The 16,413-nt window shown below is 67.8% G+C and carries 16 protein-coding genes; 7 read left to right on the top strand and 9 right to left on the bottom strand.

Annotation, left to right across the window (positions count from 1 at the left end):
• Positions 1-52 precede the first annotated feature (52 nt).
• Entirely contained in the window at positions 53-955 is a 903-nt protein-coding gene (locus VLK31_RS17895) for a LysR substrate-binding domain-containing protein (protein ID WP_409169755.1), read from the top strand.
• Between the two features lie 31 nt (positions 956-986).
• Here VLK31_RS17895 and VLK31_RS17890 read toward each other — a convergent pair whose 3' ends face one another.
• The 3 genes from VLK31_RS17890 to VLK31_RS17880 all read right to left on the bottom strand — a co-directional run bounded on the left by VLK31_RS17890 (position 987) and on the right by VLK31_RS17880 (position 5,172).
• Positions 987-3,170: a TonB-dependent receptor gene (locus tag VLK31_RS17890; RefSeq protein WP_409169754.1), complete on the bottom strand. Its 2,184-nt coding sequence runs from the start codon at positions 3,168-3,170 to the stop codon at positions 987-989.
• Between the two features lie 282 nt (positions 3,171-3,452).
• Entirely contained in the window at positions 3,453-4,256 is an 804-nt protein-coding gene (locus VLK31_RS17885) for a class I SAM-dependent methyltransferase (protein ID WP_409169753.1), read from the bottom strand.
• A 130-nt stretch (positions 4,257-4,386) separates the two neighbouring features.
• Complete coding sequence (locus tag VLK31_RS17880) at positions 4,387-5,172, bottom strand: SDR family oxidoreductase (protein WP_409169752.1); 786 nt, start codon at positions 5,170-5,172, stop codon at positions 4,387-4,389.
• Positions 5,173-5,270: 98 nt separating this feature from the next.
• Here VLK31_RS17880 and VLK31_RS17875 point away from each other — a divergent pair, with 98 nt between their 5' ends.
• Complete coding sequence (locus VLK31_RS17875; protein ID WP_409169751.1) at positions 5,271-6,254, top strand: AraC family transcriptional regulator; 984 nt, start codon at positions 5,271-5,273, stop codon at positions 6,252-6,254.
• Between the two features lie 3 nt (positions 6,255-6,257).
• On the opposite strand, the gene VLK31_RS17870 is transcribed toward VLK31_RS17875, so the two are convergent.
• Positions 6,258-6,464: a YbdD/YjiX family protein gene (locus VLK31_RS17870; protein WP_409169750.1), complete on the bottom strand. Its 207-nt coding sequence runs from the start codon at positions 6,462-6,464 to the stop codon at positions 6,258-6,260.
• A gap of 4 nt (positions 6,465-6,468) precedes the next feature.
• The gene (locus VLK31_RS17865) at positions 6,469-8,541 is read right to left on the bottom strand and encodes a carbon starvation CstA family protein (protein ID WP_409169749.1); all 2,073 of its coding nucleotides are present in this window, start codon (positions 8,539-8,541) and stop codon (positions 6,469-6,471) included.
• Positions 8,542-8,819: 278 nt separating this feature from the next.
• On the opposite strand from VLK31_RS17865, the gene VLK31_RS17860 reads away from it, so the two are divergent.
• The gene (locus tag VLK31_RS17860) at positions 8,820-10,040 is read left to right on the top strand and encodes an FAD-dependent oxidoreductase (protein ID WP_409169748.1); all 1,221 of its coding nucleotides are present in this window, start codon (positions 8,820-8,822) and stop codon (positions 10,038-10,040) included.
• Between the two features lie 231 nt (positions 10,041-10,271).
• Positions 10,272-10,604: a hypothetical protein gene (locus VLK31_RS17855; protein WP_409169747.1), complete on the top strand. Its 333-nt coding sequence runs from the start codon at positions 10,272-10,274 to the stop codon at positions 10,602-10,604.
• A 72-nt stretch (positions 10,605-10,676) separates the two neighbouring features.
• Here VLK31_RS17855 and VLK31_RS17850 read toward each other — a convergent pair whose 3' ends face one another.
• Together VLK31_RS17850 and VLK31_RS17845 are read right to left on the bottom strand one after the other, a co-directional pair.
• Positions 10,677-11,210 (bottom strand): C40 family peptidase, encoded by a 534-nt coding sequence (locus tag VLK31_RS17850; protein ID WP_409169746.1) that lies wholly within the window; start codon positions 11,208-11,210, stop codon positions 10,677-10,679.
• Positions 11,211-11,372: 162 nt separating this feature from the next.
• Positions 11,373-11,660, bottom strand: coding sequence for an HU family DNA-binding protein (locus tag VLK31_RS17845; protein ID WP_409169745.1), 288 nt, complete (start codon positions 11,658-11,660; stop codon positions 11,373-11,375).
• Positions 11,661-11,858: 198 nt separating this feature from the next.
• On the opposite strand from VLK31_RS17845, the gene VLK31_RS17840 reads away from it, so the two are divergent.
• The 3 genes from VLK31_RS17840 to VLK31_RS17830 all read left to right on the top strand — a co-directional run bounded on the left by VLK31_RS17840 (position 11,859) and on the right by VLK31_RS17830 (position 14,400).
• Positions 11,859-12,743 (top strand): hypothetical protein, encoded by an 885-nt coding sequence (locus tag VLK31_RS17840; protein WP_409169744.1) that lies wholly within the window; start codon positions 11,859-11,861, stop codon positions 12,741-12,743.
• Positions 12,744-12,914: 171 nt separating this feature from the next.
• Positions 12,915-14,117, top strand: a complete 1,203-nt coding sequence (locus VLK31_RS17835; RefSeq protein ID WP_409169743.1) for an MFS transporter — start codon at positions 12,915-12,917, stop codon at positions 14,115-14,117.
• Positions 14,056-14,400 (top strand): excalibur calcium-binding domain-containing protein, encoded by a 345-nt coding sequence (locus VLK31_RS17830; protein WP_409169742.1) that lies wholly within the window; start codon positions 14,056-14,058, stop codon positions 14,398-14,400. The genes VLK31_RS17835 and VLK31_RS17830 overlap by 62 nt, the downstream gene beginning before the upstream one ends.
• On the opposite strand, the gene VLK31_RS17825 is transcribed toward VLK31_RS17830, so the two are convergent.
• Positions 14,357-14,998 carry a response regulator gene (locus tag VLK31_RS17825; RefSeq protein ID WP_409169741.1) on the bottom strand — a complete coding sequence of 214 codons (642 nt, stop codon included), beginning with the start codon at positions 14,996-14,998 and terminating at the stop codon, positions 14,357-14,359. The two genes, VLK31_RS17830 and VLK31_RS17825, sit on opposite strands and share 44 nt — an antisense overlap.
• On the bottom strand, positions 14,995-16,380 hold the full coding sequence (locus VLK31_RS17820; protein ID WP_409169740.1) for a cache domain-containing protein: 1,386 nt from the start codon (positions 16,378-16,380) through the stop codon (positions 14,995-14,997). Before VLK31_RS17820 ends, VLK31_RS17825 begins: the two co-directional genes overlap by 4 nt.
• Between the last annotated feature and the right edge of the window lie 33 nt (positions 16,381-16,413).

The raw sequence follows: 16,413 nt of genomic DNA, 5'->3' as shown, positions 1-16,413 counted from the left end.
CCCATGAGTCAAAGACATAAACTTCACCGATGCATGAACTGAAGTTATGGCCATGAACCTGCACCTGCTGCGCCTTTTTGTCGCCGTGGCGGAGGCGGGCAGCTTTTCTCGCGCGGCGGAGGGCTTGTGGATCAGCCAGCCGGCCGTGTCCAAGGGCGTGCGCGAGCTGGAGCACCAGCTCGACCTGACGCTCATAGAGCGCGGCCCCGGCAAGGGCTTTGGCCTGACCGAGGCGGGCGCGTCGCTGTTCACGCATGCGCGCGGCATCTTTGCCATGGAGCGCGCCGCGCTCGACGACGTGCGTGCGCGGGTCGGCGTGCAGCGCGGCAGCCTCACGGTCGGCGCAAGCACCACGGTGGCCAGCTACTGGCTGCCGCCTTATGTGGCGGCCTTTTGCGCGGCCTACCCGGCGGTGGTGCCGCGCGTGATGGTGGGCAACACACAGTGGGTGTGCGAGCAGTTGCTCGAATGCCGCATCGACCTGGCGCTGGTGGAAGGCCGGGTCGAAGAAGAGCGCATCGAGGTGAGCGAATGGAAGGCCGACCCGCTCACGCTGGTGGTCGCCACCGACTCCCCCCTGCCCCGCCGCGCGGTGACGGCCGAGGTGCTCGGCCGGCAGAACTGGATCTTGCGAGAGGCCGGCTCCGGCACGCGGCAGGCCACCGAGGCACTGTGCGCGGCCCATGGCATTGCCGCCCTGCCCTGGATGGAAATGGCCAGCAACGAGGCCATTGCGCGCACCGTGGCCAGCGGCGTGGGCGTGTCGATGCTGCCGCGCGTGGTGGTGGCCGACATGCTGGCGCTGGGCACGCTGCGCGAGCTGAAGCTGGCCGGCGCGGTGCTGTCGCGCCCGCTGTACCGGCTGGCGCTGAAGAGCCGGCCGCTGGCGCCGGCGGCGCTGAAGATGGTCGAGCTACTGGAGCGCAAGGGGGCCTCGGCACGCACCCCGCGCTGACACCGCGTTGACCCAACGCTGACCCGGCGCGTCAGAACTTCGCGGTCAGCGTCACCTGCACTTCGCGCCCGGGCCCCGGCATGATGAGGTTATCCACGCTGCCGTGCGCCGACACGTAGTACTTCTTGTTGGCGATGTTCTTCAGGTTCACTGCAAGCTCGTAGCGCCCGGTCTTGTAGTTGGCGGCCAGGTCGGCCGTAACGTACGAAGGCAGCGTGACCAGGTTGCTGAGCGAGGCGTAGCGCGAGGCCACGTAGTTCACGCCGCCACCCGCGCTCAGCCCGCTGCCCAGGTCTTTCATGAGCCACACGAAGGCCGAGTTGCGCGGGGTGAGCGACGCCACCTTGCCCTGCACCGGAATGGCCGCGCCCACGGGCAGCTGCTGCGAGCTCACCGTGGCCAGCGACTTGACCATGCGTGCGTCCAGGTACGCATAGCCCGCGCTGATGTCCCAGCGGCCCGGCAGCTTGCCGGCCAGCGCGATCTCCATGCCGTTGGTGCGCTGCGTGCCCACGTTGATCTGCCGCGCCGGGTTGGTCGGGTCGGTGTTCTTGATGCCCGAGCGCTCCAGGTTGAACAGCGCGGTGGTGAGGTTGAGCGCACCGTCCATGAAGTCGAACTTGGCGCCGATCTCCTTGTTCACGGTGATCTCCGGGTCGTTGGCGGTGTTGCCGGTCGACAGCGCAAAGGTCTCGGCCGAAGGCTGGAACGACCGGCTGTACGACACGTAGTAAGACTGCGCATCGGTCGGCTGCCACACCAGGCCCGCGCGCGGGCTGAACTTGCGGTCGGTGCGCGACAGCGGCGCCAGCGTGCGCTCGAACGAGGTGTCTTGCCCGAACACGTCGTAGCGCCCGCCGACCAGCGCCTTCCATTGCGGTGCCAGCGTGATCTGGTTCTGCGCGTACAGCGCGGCGGTCTTGAAGGTGGAGTTGCTGGGAATGGCGCTGCTGGCCAGGTAGCTGGCCAGCGGAATCGGCGCGGGCGCGGGCGCGGACACCGGGTTCAGGATGCTCACGCGTTCATAGCCGGTGGCCGAAGACACCGAGTACAGCCTTTTTTCTTGCTGGCCAAACTCGGCGCCCACCAGCCACTCTTGTTTGAAACCGCCGAGCGCGTTGCGCCAGGTCAGGTCGGTCTGGTTGAACCAGCTGCTCTCGTCGCGGTCGACAAAGCCGCGCGTGCGGCCCACCGTCAGGCGCACCGGGTCGGTGGTGCCGCTGGGCAGCGTGTTGAAGCGGTCGAGCTTGTAGGTGGAATAGCGCGTGGTGTTGCGCACGCTCAGCGCTTCGCTGAAGCGGTGGTTCAGCGTGGCGGTGAACGACTGCACGCGCGTGGTGGTGGTGTCGTCGCGCTTGCCGAAGGCCGAGCCGTAGTAGGTGCCAATGGGCACGTTCACCGGGCGGCCGTTGAGCGCCGGAATGCCGAAGTCGGTCAGGCGCTGGTCGTAGGCGTTGGTGTACTGCAGCAGCAGGTCGGTCTGCGGGCTGAACTTGATGGCCAGCGACGGCGCGATGTTGTAGCGGTCAATGAACTGCTGGTTGCGGTAGCTGCCCGACTTTTCGCGCGCCACGTTCAGGCGAAACGCCATGTTCTCGCCGATGGGCGTGTTCAGGTCGGCTGTGAGCCGCTTGAAGTCGTGGCTGCCCAGCCCCAGAGAGACGTCGCCGAACGGGCGTTCGAACACCGGCTTCTTCGTCACGCGGTTGACGAGGCCGCCCGACGAGCCGCGCCCGTACAGCACCGCGGCAGGCCCCTTCAGCACCTCGATGCGCTCGGTGTCCGACAGGTCGCGAAAGTACAGCGCGTCGTCGCGCACGCCGTCGACAAACCAGTCGGCAATGGCGGAGAAACCGCGAATCACCACCTGGTCGCGCTGGCCGTCGCCCGCGTTGAACGACACGCCGGGTGCGTTGCGCAGGGCGTCCTGCATCGATGTGGCGCCCTGGTCGCGCAGCAGTTGTGCGGGCAGCACGTTCACCGCCTGTGGAATGTCGCGCAGCGGCGCACTGCCCTTGGTGGCGGTGCTGCTGGCGGAAGGGGCGTAGCCGGCGTCCTGCTCGGAGCTGACGGTGACCTCCTTGAGCGTGTCGGTGGCCCGGGCGGAAGACGGCACGCCTTGCGCATGGGCGGCGCCATGCAGCACCGCGAGCGTGGCAACGAACAAGGGTGTGTGGCGCAGGCGAAGACGCTGCGCGCGCGAACGAACGGACATGGGTAACTACCCTCCAGGGCGATTTTTTGATTTGAAATCGCGAAGCGACATGCGGCGCCTCCACCGTTCAGATGGAGAAACCGGATGTGCCCTGCCTGGAATGTTCTGGGTTGGGTGCCTTTGCGGCTCAGCGCCGGCGCATGAGGCCGGAGCGTGGGGCTGCAAAGGGGATCGCATCGCGCGACCCGGCGGATTCTAGATGCGGCGGCTCAGCGGGCAGCCGGGGCGTGGCAGCGCTGCAACATGGGGTCGGCATGCCGCGGCCCGGTTCCTCGCGACGGCTCACTTCACCCTGGCGCGCGTGAGCAGGTAGTTCTGGTGCATCACGTTGCCGGAGAAATACGGCGCCGCCATGGCGTCGAATTCGTCCCGCAGCGCGGCCAGCTTCTGCGGGTCACCGGCCAGGCCTTCCACGAGCTTTTGCATCGGGCCGACAGAGCGCTCCATGAACAGGCGAAAGTGGTCGATGCTCAGCGCCGGATAGTTCATGGTGCCGCGCTCGAAGAAGGGCGCGCCGAAGTGCGGCGCAAGCCGCTCGGTCACCGTGGCCGGGTTGCCCCACTGCGGCGGCGGCGAGGCACCGGCCGGCGGTGGCGGCGAGTTGCGGCCCACAAAGGCGAACATGCGGCCCACGAAATGCTCCGGCGGCCAGGTCGCGAAGGCCACGCGCCCGCCGGGCTTGAGCACGCGGCGCATCTCGGCCATGGCCACTTCGGCACGCGGCGCGAACATGTGGCCGAACTGGCTCAGCACCACGTCGAAAGAACCGTCGGGGTACGGCAGCTGCTCCGCGTCGCCCTCGGTCCACACGATGTCTTCATGCCGCGCGATGCGGGCGTTGTCGCGTGCCAGTTCGAGCAGCTCGGGCGTGAGGTCGAGCCCCGTCACCGTGGCCCCGTGGCGCGCGGCCGTGATGGCCACCACGCCAGTGCCGGTGCCCACGTCGAGCACCGCCTCGCCGGGCACCACCTGCGCAAAGCGCACCAGGTGGCCGGCCACCGGCGGGGTGAACATGGCGGTCGGCGCAAAGGTCGACCACATCTGGCGCTGGCGCTGCTTGAACTCTGCGAACGGGTCCTGGGTCATGTTGCGCTCCATGCCGGCCGCTGGGCCGCGGACGTGGGCGCGACTGTAGACCCCGGCCACGCAGCGAAATAGCCATGTTGCGAAAGAAGCGTAACGCGATGCCGCTATGGCACTTGCGTTGCCGCTTTGTTCATGCGGGCGCCTGCGCCTGCGCAACGGCAATGGCGTCGGCCCCGGCGGGAATGCGCATCGGCGCGGCCGGGTCGGTCACCGCGCGCCACACGGCCTGCGCAACATCTTGCGCGTGCGTGACAGGCGTGGCGGTGTCGCGCACCGTGGCGAACACGCGCTGCCTGAAGTCGGCATACGCCTCCGGCGTGCTATCGCCCATTCGCAGCCGCGCGTTGTCGCCAAAGCTGGTACCCGGTGCGCGGCCCGGCAGCACCAGGCGCATGCGAACGTCGAACGGGGCCAGCTCCAGCGCGAGCGATTCCGTGAACGCGTTCACCGCCGCCTTGCTGCCCGTGTAGACCGACAGCAGCGGCAACGGCGTCAGCGTGACGGTCGAGGTGACGTTCACGACCACGCCCGCGCGGCGCTGGCGAAACTGCGGCAGCACGGCCTGGGTCATGGCGATGGTGCCGAGCGTGTTGGTCTCGAAAACCTCGCGCGCGCTGGCCAGCGCCATGCCTTCCACGGGCGCCAGCAGGCCCACGCCGGCGTTGTTGACCAGCGCGTCGATGGGCCCGGCTGCCTCGATGCAGCGCTGCACGCTCTGCGCGTCGGTCACGTCCAGCGGCAGCAGGCGAAGCCGCTCGGAGGGCGGCAGCAGGCCGTCCCGCGGGGTGCGCATGGTCGCGATGACGTGCCAGCCCTTGTCGAGGAAGAAGCGCGCCGTTTCCAGGCCGAAGCCGGACGAGCAGCCTGTGATCAGGACGGTGGAAATTGTTGTTGAAGTGCTGGTAATACCGGACATCAGGAAACTCCATATGGGTTGACGATGCCCCGACGATACGAACCAAACTCCGGACTTACTACACTTGAAGGTCCATTCGTTTGTCGAAAGAGTCCAGCATGGTCGACCCATTGGCGGAAGTGGTGGCGCTGCTGCGACCGCAGGCGCCGTTCTCCAAGCTCGTGGTCGCCTCGGCGCCCTGGGCGGTGCGCCGCAGCGAAACGGGCCGGCCGTTCTACTTCGTCGTGCTCGAAGGCCAATGCCACCTGACGGTGGACGGCCCGACGCACAGCGACACCATCACGCTGAACGCGGGCGACTTTGCGCTGGTGCCCGCCGCGCGCAGCTTTGCAACGTCCAGCCTCGACCGGAAGCCGCCCCGCGAAGGAGACACCGTGACCACCCCCATTGCGCCGATGCCCGGCGGCGCGCGCGTGGGCGACCCGAACGGCCCGGTCGATGTGCGCATGCTGGTCGGCAACTGCGTGTTCGGCTCCGCGGACGCGACGCTGCTGGTGTCGCTGCTGCCGCAGTGGCTGCACGTGCGCGGGGAGCAGCGCCTGTCGACGCTGGTTCAGCTGGTGGGCGACGAGTCGCGCGCCGACCGGCCGGTGCGCGACATCGTGATGGCGCGCCTGCTGAAGGTACTGCTGATCGAGGCGTTCCGCTCGTCGGCCAGCACCGCGGCCTCGCCGGGGCTGGTGCGCGCCCTGGCGGACACCAAGCTCGCGCAGGCGCTGCGGTGCATGCACGAGCGCCCTGCACACGCATGGACGGTGTTGGAGCTTGCGCGAGAAGCGGGCATGTCGCGCTCGGCCTTCTTCGAGCGCTTCAGCCGTGCCGTGGGCGTCGCGCCCATGGAATACCTGCTGGCGTGGCGCATGGCGCTGGCCCGGCGGATGCTGCGGCAGCGGGAGCTGGCGATTTCGGCGATTGCCGAGCAGCTGGGCTACAGCTCGGTCAGCACCTTTGGCGTGGCGTTCACGCGGCATGTGGGCATGCCGCCTGGGCGCTATTCGAGGAACGATACCGAGGGCATGGGCATGAACAAGAGCAAGAACGGGATCAAGGGCAAGACTGACGCCGCGCAAGCCCCGGCCTAGCCGTCAGCAGCATCGCCCCTTGCCCGCCCCGTAGCGCGCCTCCAGCCGCTCGCGAAAGAAGGCCTCGTAGCTCATGGGCGCGCGGTCAGGGTGGGTGGCTGCCATGTGGGTCAGGTACACGTCGTAGTCGGGCAGCCCGACCATGAGCCGCAGCGACTGCCTGACCGAGCGCGCAAGGTAGCGCCCGGCTTCGGGCAAGGCGAATGCCATGGTGTCAGTGACCCGCGGCCGACGCCGCGCCCACGGGCTCGAACGGCGTCTCATGCGTGGTCGGGCGGTTGGTCGCGCGCGCGGCCAGGCAGGCCTTGATGCTGTAGACCAGCACGCTCAGCACCACGAAGATGAAGAGCGCGCACAGCGCGGCGTCCAGCCGGTCGTTGAACACGATGCGCGACATGGCCTCGGGCGTCTTGGCCGGTGCCACCAGCACGCCGTTGGCAATGCCTTCGGTGTACCTGGCGGCGTGCGCGAGGAAGCCGATCTTCGGGTCCGCCGAGAAAATCTTCTGCCAGCCCGCCGTGAGCGTGCAGGCCAGCAGCCACGCGGCCGGCGCAATGGCCACCCACGCATAGCGCTCGCGCTTCATGCGGAACAGCACCACCACGCCCAGCAGCAGCGCCACCGCGGCCAGCATCTGGTTGGAGATGCCGAACAGCGGCCACAGCGTGTTGATGCCGCCCAGCGGATCGACCACGCCCTGGTACAGGAAGTAGCCCCAGGCCGCCACGCACAACGCCGTGGCCACCAGATTGGCGGGCAGCGAATCGGTGCGCTTCATGGCGGGCACGAAGCTGCCCAGCAGGTCTTGCAGCATGAAGCGGCCAGCACGCGTGCCGGCGTCTACCGCCGTGAGAATGAACAGCGCCTCGAACAGAATCGCGAAGTGGTACCAGAAGGCCATCATGGCCTGCCCGCCGATCACCTGGTGCAGGATGTGGGCCATGCCCACGGCCAGCGTGGGTGCGCCGCCTGCGCGGCCCAGGATGGTGGTTTCGCCCACGTCCTTGGCGGTCTGCAGCAGCATCTCCGGCGTGATGACGAAGCCCCAGCCCGACACCGTGGCCGCCACCTGTTGCGCCGTGGTGCCCACCAGCGCGGCGGGGCTGTTCATTGCAAAGTACACGCCCGGCTCGATGCACGAGGCTGCCACCAGCGCCATTACCGCCACGAACGATTCGGCCAGCATGCCGCCGTAGCCGATGAAGCGCGCATGGCGCTCGTTGTCGAGCATCTTGGGCGTCGTGCCCGAAGAAATCAGCGCATGAAAGCCCGACACCGCGCCGCACGCGATGGTGATGAACAGGAACGGGAACAGGCTGCCCGACCACACCGGCCCGCCACCTTGCGCAAACTGCGTGATGGCCGGCATCTGCAGCGTCGGCATCACGAACATGATGCCGATGGCCAGCGCGATGATGGTGCCGATCTTCAAGAAGGTCGACAGGTAGTCCCGCGGCGCCAGCAGCAGCCACACCGGCAGGCTGGCGGCCACAAAGCCGTAGCCCACCAGCATCCAGGTGAGCGCCTTGCCGTCGAAGGTGAACAGCGGCGCCCACTCGGCGCTCTGGCTCACGGCCTGGCCACCGAAGATGGCCAGCATCAGCAGCACGAAGCCGATGAGCGACACCTCGCCGATGCGCCCCGGGCGGATGTAGCGCAGGTACACGCCCATGAACAGCGCCACCGGCACCGTGGCCGCCACCGTGAAGGTGCCCCACGGCGATTCGGCCAGCGCCTTCACCACGATGAGGGCCAGCACCGCCAGGATGATGATCATGATCATGAAGGTGCCGAACAGCGCAATCATGCCGGGCACCACGCCCATCTCTTGCTTCACCAGGTCGCCCAGCGAGCGGCCGTCGCGCCGCGTGGAGATGAACAGAATGATGAAGTCCTGCACCGCACCCGCGAACACCACGCCCGCAAGAATCCACAGCAGGCCGGGCAGGTAGCCCATCTGCGCGGCAAGCACCGGGCCCACCAGCGGGCCCGCACCCGCAATGGCTGCAAAGTGGTGGCCGAACAGCACGTTCTTGTCGGTCGGCACGTAGTCCAGGCCGTCGTTGTGGCGGTGCGCGGGGGTCTTGCGGTTGCCGTCCAGGCCCAGCACCTTGTCGGCGATGAACAGGCTGTAGTAGCGGTAGGCGATGAGGTAGGTGCAGATGGCGGCGGCCACCACCCAGAGGGCGTTGACGCTTTCACCGCGGGTCAGGGCCACGGTGCCGAGCGCGAATGCGCCGACCACGGCCACGACCAGCCACACCAGGTGGCGTCGGATGCTGTGCATGCGGATGTCTCCAATATTGAATCCGCGAAGTGTTCCCGCACGGGAGCCGGCGCGCATCCGTCGGACCGCGCGGGGCAGGTGCGTGGCTTTGCGTAATGGAAAACCCGAATCGTGCGACAAGCGCTGCGCGTTTCAATGCCTTTGGACCTACACGCACAAAGCGCACCAGGCAGCAACATGCGTCTTTTGGTTTCAATTCGGCTCGAAGGGGCGGCACGATCGACGCACAAGACAACCCACCCGGCAACCTACCCGGCACACCACCCCGATGCTGCATCGTGGGGGGCGGCCCCGCCGGCATGGTGCTGGGCCTCCTGCTGGCACGCGCCGGTGCGCGCGTCGTGGTGCTGGAAAAGCACACCGACTTCTTGCGCGACTTTCGCGGCGACACGGTGCACCCATCTACCCTCGAAGTGCTGCACGAGTTGGGCCTGCTCGACGCCTTCTTGCAGCGCCCGCACGACCGCGTCGACGAACTGCGCGCCACCTTCGAAGGCCAGAGCTTTCCGGTGGCCGACTTCACGCGCCTGCCCTCGCACTGCAAGTTTCTGGTGCTGATGCCGCAGTGGGAGTTTTTGGACTTCATGTGCGAAGAGGCGCGGCGCTACCCGGGCTTCGAGCTGTGGACCGACGCCGAGGCCATCGGCCTGCTGCAGGACAACGGCCGCGTGAGCGGCGTGAAGGTGCGGCGCGGGCGCCGTGCCGGCCAGCCGCAAGACATTGAGCTGCACGCCTCGCTGGTGGTGGCCGCGGACGGGCGCCATTCCACGCTGCGCGACGCGGCCGCGCTGCCGCACATCAGCTACGGCGCGCCCATCGATGTGCTGTGGATGCGCATCCCCAAGGCGCCCAGCGACCCCGACGCCACCGCCGGCCACATTGCAGGCGGTCGCTTTCTGGTAACGCTGAACCGGGGCGACTACTGGCAATGCGCCTTCGTCATTCCCAAGGGCGGCCATGCGGCGCTGCAGGCGCGCGGCATCGAGGCGTTCCATGAGGAAGTTGCGCAGGTCGCGCCCTTCATGCGCGACAGGCTGGCGCAGGCCCTGCCCGACTGGAACGCGGTGAAGCTGCTCGAGGTAACGGTCGACCGGCTGGAGTCGTGGGCGTGCAAAGGCATGCTGTGCATCGGCGATGCGGCGCACGCCATGTCGCCGGTGGGCGGCGTGGGCATCAACCTGGCTGTGCAGGACGCCGTGGCCGCCGCCAACCTGCTGGCCGCGTCGCTCGCGGGCAGCGCCACCCACAAGCAGATCGACGACCTGCTGCCCCAGCTGCAGCGCCGCAGGGAATGGCCGGTGCGTGTGACGCAGGCCGCGCAGCGCATGGTGCAGAACCGCATGTTGGTGCCCGTGCTGGGAGGCAAGGTGAATGCAAGGCCAGGCCATGTGCCATGGCCGCTGCGGCTGCTGTCGCGCTGGCCGATGCTGCGGCGGTTGCCCGCGCGCGCGGTGGGGCTGGGCGTGCGGCCGGAGCATGTGAAGTCGCCTCGCGCCTGAACGGCCGAACGGCCTGAGCGCGGATCTTTATCGTTTTTTTACGCGCACCGGTGCGCATTCGACGCCGTTTTTACGCACGTTTTTCCACACTCGATGCCTTCCAAAGCAAGAGTGATTCATGGACATCGTGTGCTTGGCCGTTGTTGCGGCCGTGTGGGTTCTGTCGGCCGAAGCGCTGGTGCGTTTCTACAGGCTCGATGCACCGCGAAAGCGGGCGAAGGCGGATGCGACATGGCGTTGAATGCCACGCTCTGGTACCGCGCCGCCGCATGGGCCAGGCAAACCCGCGCGCGACCCGACATGACGCTGCTGTGGTCCTGCTGCGGCACGCCGTCGCTCGGCGAACAGACGCTGCTCGGACGTCACGGTGCGCGCGATGTGCGCGTGGCCACGTGCGGGCACTGCGGGGCCGAATGGCTGAGCCTGTCGCAGGCGGACAGCCCGAGCGACTGGCAGCCCTTGCACAGCAGCGCCGCGGCCAAGCGGGCGGCGTGCAGGCCGGTTCGGTTCATCGAAGAACGGGGCGCCTGGCGCAGAAGGAAATTGCGCGACGCGGAGGACTGAAGCGTGATGTAGACAGGGCTGCCGTCACAGGGCTGCCGTCACGCGGTGCAGCGCGCGCGCTCGCTGCCGCCGTCAGGGCCGCCGTGCCTGCGTCTGCTGGCGCGACCAGTACACGCCGTCGAGCCTGTCGAGCCGCACCTCGCCACCGGTCGACGGTGCATGCACGAACCGCCCGCCGCCCACGTAGATGCCCGCGTGTGACGGCGTGGAAGAACCGAACAGCACCAGGTCGCCCGTGCGCAGTTCAGACATGGCCACCGGCCGGCCGAACCCCGACATGCGCGCCACCGTGCGCGGCGGCGATTGCCCCACGCTGTTCAGGTACACATAGCCGATGAGCCCGCTGCAATCGAAGCCGCCGTCGGGCGTGTTGCCGCCATAGCGGTACGGTGTGCCGACCAGGCCGAGCGCGTGAATGGCGATGCTGTTCGATTGTTCGTCGGTGAGCGGCGTGCTGCTGACCATGGGCGCCTGCCCTGTGCGCGGCACGTGCCTGGCAGGGCCCGCGCAGCCCACGATCAATGCACAGGCCACCAGCGGCAGCAGCTTGAAGAGCCACTGCGGCAGCATGCGAAACGGTGATGTAGGCGGGAATGCATCGTGCATGGCGGAAGGCGGGGCGGGTGGGCGTTCGCAGACTCTATCGCGGAACGCGGCGCCTTCCTGAAAGCGCAACGAGAGCGCGCCTTGAAAGCACAACGCCCTTTGCGGCCAGTGCTGTTGCACCGGGGCCGCCAAAGGGCGTCATTGCACGGAGGTGTGCGAGGCTTACGCGGCGGGCGCAGCGTTGACTGCGTCCTTCAGCGCCTTGCCGGCGGTGAACTTGGGCGCCTTGCTGGCCTTGATGGTCATCGGCTCGCCGGTGGACGGGTTGCGGCCCGTGCGCTCGGGGCGGTCGGACACCGAGAAGGCGCCGAAGCCGATCAGTTGCACCGTGTCGCCGCCAGCCAGGGCGCGCGAGAGGTGGTCCAGGGCGGAGTCCAGAGCACGGGCCGCGTCGACCTTGCTGAGGTTGGTGTCGTTGGCGATGGCGGTGATGAGTTCGGTCTTGTTCAAAACAGGAGCTTCCTTTTCAGTGAAACAGTGGGGGAAAAATACGTAGCGAGAAAGCGCTACCGGGGCACGAACTTTAAACGCCCCGCAGCAGGCTGGCGCCACGGGTGCATTTCAAAATTGAAACATCGTGATCGATGTCCGCTGCGCGGGGTTGCTGTAAGGGTGCATCGAGAATGAAACGGTTCGAACGTTCTTGAAATGGCTCTGTCACCCATGTTCTTCCTTAAAAAGCTCTTTGGCGGTCGCGCGGCCGCACCCCTACAGCCAGTCAGCATCGCCTCCTACGCGCAGGGCTATGCCGCGTACGTGCGCAATGCCCTGCCGGGCACGCGTGTCGACGTCGAACATGACGAAACGCCCGGCCTCACGCGCGTGCACTGGACCTTTGCCGAAGGCGGCAAGGTCAGCACCTTTCTGGGCAACGCGTATGCGCGCTACCTGCAGCAACCCGAAGCGATGGACGCGCTGTTTGCCGAACACCTGGCCGATGCACGGCGAACACAGGGCCAGGACGGCACCGACGACGCACCCGACCCCTCGCGCATTCTCCCGGTCATGAAAACACTGGCATGGCGCCAGGCCTCGCAAGCCCAGCTTGCGCGCAGCAATGCACCCGAGAGCCAGCAACCCGTGCTGTCCACGCTGGCCGGGCCGCTGGTGCTGGCCTATGTCGAAGACACGCCCGAGGCCATGCGCTACATCACGCCAAGCCGGCTGGAGCGCATCGGCATGGATGTCGCTGCCTTGAACGCCACCGCATTCGAAAACCTCACCGCGTGGCTTCCGCAACTGCAAATTCAGGGCGGCGGTGGCCGCTACGCCGCGCGGCTCGACCACAACTACGACGCGAGCATGGTGCTTGTCTTCGGCCATTGGCGTGAACGCGTGCCCGTGGAAGGCAACCACGTCTTCGCCATTGCGGCGCGCGACGAACTGCTGGTGTGCGGCAGCGAAGACGGTGAGTCGATAGCGGCCCTGCGCGAGATGGCGCGAGAGATCGCGACAACCTCCGCCTACGGCCTGTCAGACGAGCTGTTCGTGTGGCGCGAAGGGCGCCTGCAGGTGCTCGACAAGCACGCGTGAACACTTCGAAAAAATTCTGCCAGCTGCGCATTGACGACGGCGCCGCGCCGCGTTTATAGTCGCCGCCGCAGCCTGCAATGGTGCTGCCGTAAGCGTTACCGTCATCCAACGCGTCCTTTGCCGAGAGGATCCCAGCAGGGAATATCTCGGTCCATAAAGACGCGCCTTGGCATGACCACAAACTTCTCATCCGTATCCGTATCCGTGCCGCCGCTCGGCACTCCTTCCGCGTTCACCGGGCTCGCGCCCGTGGTGCTCGCGGTGTTCCTGGGCTTTCTTGCCATCAGCGTTCCGCTGGCCGCGCTTGCACTCGAGGTGCGCGGCCAATTGGGCATGACTGCGCTCACCGTCGGCTGGGTCATTGGTGCCCAGTCGCTGGCCACCTTGCTCACCCGGCATCAGGCCGGCACGCTGTGCGACCAGCGCGGGCCCCGCGCCGCCGTGCTGCTGGGGCTGCCACTGACCGCCTGCTCGGGCCTGGCCTATGCCCTGTCGAGCATGCTGCCCATCGACCCCGCCGCCAAGCTGGCCGTGCTGCTGCTCGGGCGGCTGGTGGCGGGCTTCGGAGAGAGCCTGTTCCTTACCGGCTTGATGAGCTGGGGCATCGCGCGCATGGGCGCGGCGCGCACCGGCAAGGTCATGTCGTGGACGGGCATTGCGATCTACGCCGCGCTCGGCCTCGGCGCCCCGCTGGGGCTGGCCGTGCAGGCGACCTTCGGCTTTGCGGGCGTCGGCGTTCTTGCGTTGCTGACGCCGATGCTGGCCTGGCTCATTGCGTTGCGGCTGCCCGCCGTTGCCGCCGCGGGTGGGCAGCGCGTGCCCTTCCATCGTGTGCTCGGCCTTATCTGGCGACCGGGTCTGGTGCTGGCGCTGGCAACCGTGCCCTATGCCGCGATGGCCGCATTTCTGACGCTCGACTACGCGGCGCACGGCTGGTCGCATGCGGGCACGGCGCTGCTCGGCTTCGGTGCGGCCTATGTGTTCGTGCGGCTGGTGGGATCAGGCCTGCCGGACCGCATCGGCGCATCGAAGGTGGCCATGGGTTCATTGCTCTTCGAGGCCGTGGGGCAGCTGCTGATCTGGGGCGCACACGCACCGGGAATAGCCGTGCTGGGCGCGACGTTGACCGGCCTCGGCTTTTCGCTCGTGTTCCCGGCGATGGGCGTCATTGCGACGCGCTCCGTTCCGCCTGAACAGCGCGGCCGTGCAGTGGGCAACTTCATCGCCTTCGCGGACATTGCGCTGGGCGTGACCGGGCCGGTGGTGGGTTTCGCGACCCAGTGGTTCGGTTTGTCGACGGCCTTTCTCGTGGGTGCCGGTGCGACCTGCGCGGCGCTGTGCCTGCTGCCCTCGCTGCGGCTGGGCAGGGAGTGAGGCGAGTGCGGCGGAGCCAAGCTCCCGTGCGGAGGCCAACTACTTTCTGAAGAACTGCCCCGGCGTCAAGATGGACGGCAACAACGACGGGGTGCCTTGCGAGCAGCAATGGTGCAGGCGAAGTGAGGCGGCGATCTTTCGGCAGATTGTTCGGCGTCACCTGAAACGACGCGGCCACATGCACCGCCGGCGTGTTGCGTGTGCTGCCCTCCTCGCAAGCACAGCATCACTCGCGCAATTCAGCCCTGGTCGAACGCGCGCGCATGCTCCACCGCGTACTTGATGAGCTCGGCCTGCCCCTCGATGCCCAGGCGCCGCTTGATGCTCTGGCGGTGCGCCTCCACCGTGCGCACGCTCAGGCTCAGGTCGCGCGCAATCTGTTTGCTCGACTCGCCCCGCCCCAGCGCCGAAAGAATCTCGCTCTCGCGCGGCGTGAGCAAGGGGCGCGGCGCCTGGGTGCGAAAGAGCTTCTTCGAGACGGCCGGGCTCAGAAAGGTGCCGCCCGCCGACACGGCCTCGATGGCCGCAATGATCTCCACCGCCGGCGCGTCTTTCAGCACGTAGCCGCGCGCGCCCACCTGCAGGGCCTTCTGCACGTACTCGGGGTTGTCGTACATGCTGAGCATCACGATGTGCGTGGCCGGCTGTCGTTGCAGCAGCAGCGCGGCCAGCTCGATGCCGTTCATGTCCTTCATGCCGACGTCCATCAGCATCAGGTCGGGCTGCACGCTGTCGATCTGCGCGAGCGCCTCGGCCGCGTTGCCGGCCTCGCCCACGATCTCCAGGTTGGGCATGGAGCCCAGCCGCGCGCGCAAGCCGTCGCGCACCAGCGGGTGGTCGTCGACCAGAAAGAGGCGAATTATTTTCACGGTGTGGGTCATGCGGCGGCTGCCGTGGCTTCGGCCCTTGCGTGGTGCAGCGGCACCTCGGCCTCGATGGATGTGCGCCCGTCGTTCGAGCACACCGTGAGCTTGCCGCCAATGGCCTCCATGCGCTCGCGCATGTTGCGCAGGCCGATGCCGCGGCGCGGGTCGAGCTGCACGGCGTCGATGTCGAAGCCGGTGCCGTCGTCACTCACGTCGAGCCGCACGCCGTCTTCTTCGTCGAAGCGCAGCTCGATGCTCACATGCCGCGCCTGCGCATGCTTGCGCACATTGGTCAGTGCCTCCTGCGTGAGCCTGAACAGCGCGGTCTTCACCTCGGGCTGCAGCTCGAAGGCCTCGCCGCCGATCATCATCGACGCATCGACGGCGCCCTCTTCGCGGAACTCGTCCACCAGCCGCTCCAGCGCGGCGGGCAGACCCAACGTGTCGAGCAACGCGGGGCGCAGCCGGTGCGAGATGCGGCGCACCTCGGTGAGCGAATCGTTCAGCCGCTGCAGCGCCTTGCCCAGCGCGGGCGGCGGGCGCTGGTGCTGGCGGTCGAGCTGCTCCACGGCGGACTCGATCAGCAGCTTGGCCGACACCAGCGTCTGGCTGGTGCCGTCGTGCAGCTCGCGCGCGAGGTGGCCGCGCTCTTCTTCCTGCGACTGCACCACGCGACGCGCGAGCAGCCGCAGCTTGGCCTCGGCCGTGCGGTGCTCGCTGAGGTTGAGCAGCAAGCCGGCCGCGCTCACGGTGCCCAGGCACAGCGCGGCAATGCCCGCAATCCACAGCAGCGTGGCGGTGACGTTGGCGTTCATCTGGCGGTCGAGCGTGTCCATGGTCGACTGAATGTCGTCCAGGTACAAGCCGGTGCCGACCATCCAGTTCCAGCGCGGCATGGCGGTGACATAGCCGAGCTTGGGCGCCAGTTGCGCGCTGGAGGGCTTGCGCCATTCGTATTCGACGTACGCGCCGCCGTTGTCCTTGGCGCCCTTGACAAGGTCTTGAATGGTGAAGCGGCCCTGCGAGTCCTTCAGCCCCCACAGGTTCTTGCCGACCAGCTCGGGCTGGCGTGAATGCATGAGCGCATTGCCTTCCAGGTCGTAGACGAAGAAGTAGCCGTCGTCGCCGTAGTTCAGCGCGGCCAGCCGGCGCAGCGCCTCGTTGCGCGTGGCCTCGTCGTCTTGCCCGGATTCATACAGCGGCAGCAGGTTGCTCACGGCCAGGTCGACGTAGCTGCGCAGCTCGCTGCGGCGCTGGGCCATGTAGCTGCGCTCGATGAGGGCGCGCTCGCGCTGCGCAAGGTCGTGCTCCTGGTGGCGCACGGCAAGGGCCACCAGCACCAGTGCGACGAGCAGCGGTGCCACGGCCAGCGCAACGATCTTGGAGCGGAGATTCATCGGGCGGCAAGACTACCACCGGGCGAGCGCGGG

Origin of the sequence: Variovorax sp. H27-G14, assembly GCF_046156345.1 — a bacterium.
GTDB lineage: Bacteria > Pseudomonadota > Gammaproteobacteria > Burkholderiales > Burkholderiaceae_C > Variovorax.
Note: the sequence above shows the minus strand (reverse complement) of the source record. Positions and strands in the feature narration are given on the sequence as shown.

Coding starts and splice junctions, on each gene's coding strand:
- VLK31_RS17855 (WP_409169747.1), top strand. CDS start 10,272: ATGGCGTTGAATGCCACGCTCTGGTACCGCGCCGCCGCATGGGCCAGG.
- VLK31_RS17885 (WP_409169753.1), bottom strand. CDS start 4,256: ATGACCCAGGACCCGTTCGCAGAGTTCAAGCAGCGCCAGCGCCAGATG.
- VLK31_RS17880 (WP_409169752.1), bottom strand. CDS start 5,172: ATGTCCGGTATTACCAGCACTTCAACAACAATTTCCACCGTCCTGATC.
- VLK31_RS17870 (WP_409169750.1), bottom strand. CDS start 6,464: ATGGCATTCGCCTTGCCCGAAGCCGGGCGCTACCTTGCGCGCTCGGTC.
- VLK31_RS17875 (WP_409169751.1), top strand. CDS start 5,271: ATGGTCGACCCATTGGCGGAAGTGGTGGCGCTGCTGCGACCGCAGGCG.
- VLK31_RS17840 (WP_409169744.1), top strand. CDS start 11,859: ATGGCTCTGTCACCCATGTTCTTCCTTAAAAAGCTCTTTGGCGGTCGC.
- VLK31_RS17895 (WP_409169755.1), top strand. CDS start 53: ATGAACCTGCACCTGCTGCGCCTTTTTGTCGCCGTGGCGGAGGCGGGC.
- VLK31_RS17825 (WP_409169741.1), bottom strand. CDS start 14,998: ATGACCCACACCGTGAAAATAATTCGCCTCTTTCTGGTCGACGACCAC.
- VLK31_RS17820 (WP_409169740.1), bottom strand. CDS start 16,380: ATGAATCTCCGCTCCAAGATCGTTGCGCTGGCCGTGGCACCGCTGCTC.
- VLK31_RS17890 (WP_409169754.1), bottom strand. CDS start 3,170: ATGTCCGTTCGTTCGCGCGCGCAGCGTCTTCGCCTGCGCCACACACCC.
- VLK31_RS17865 (WP_409169749.1), bottom strand. CDS start 8,541: ATGCACAGCATCCGACGCCACCTGGTGTGGCTGGTCGTGGCCGTGGTC.
- VLK31_RS17835 (WP_409169743.1), top strand. CDS start 12,915: ATGACCACAAACTTCTCATCCGTATCCGTATCCGTGCCGCCGCTCGGC.
- VLK31_RS17850 (WP_409169746.1), bottom strand. CDS start 11,210: ATGCACGATGCATTCCCGCCTACATCACCGTTTCGCATGCTGCCGCAG.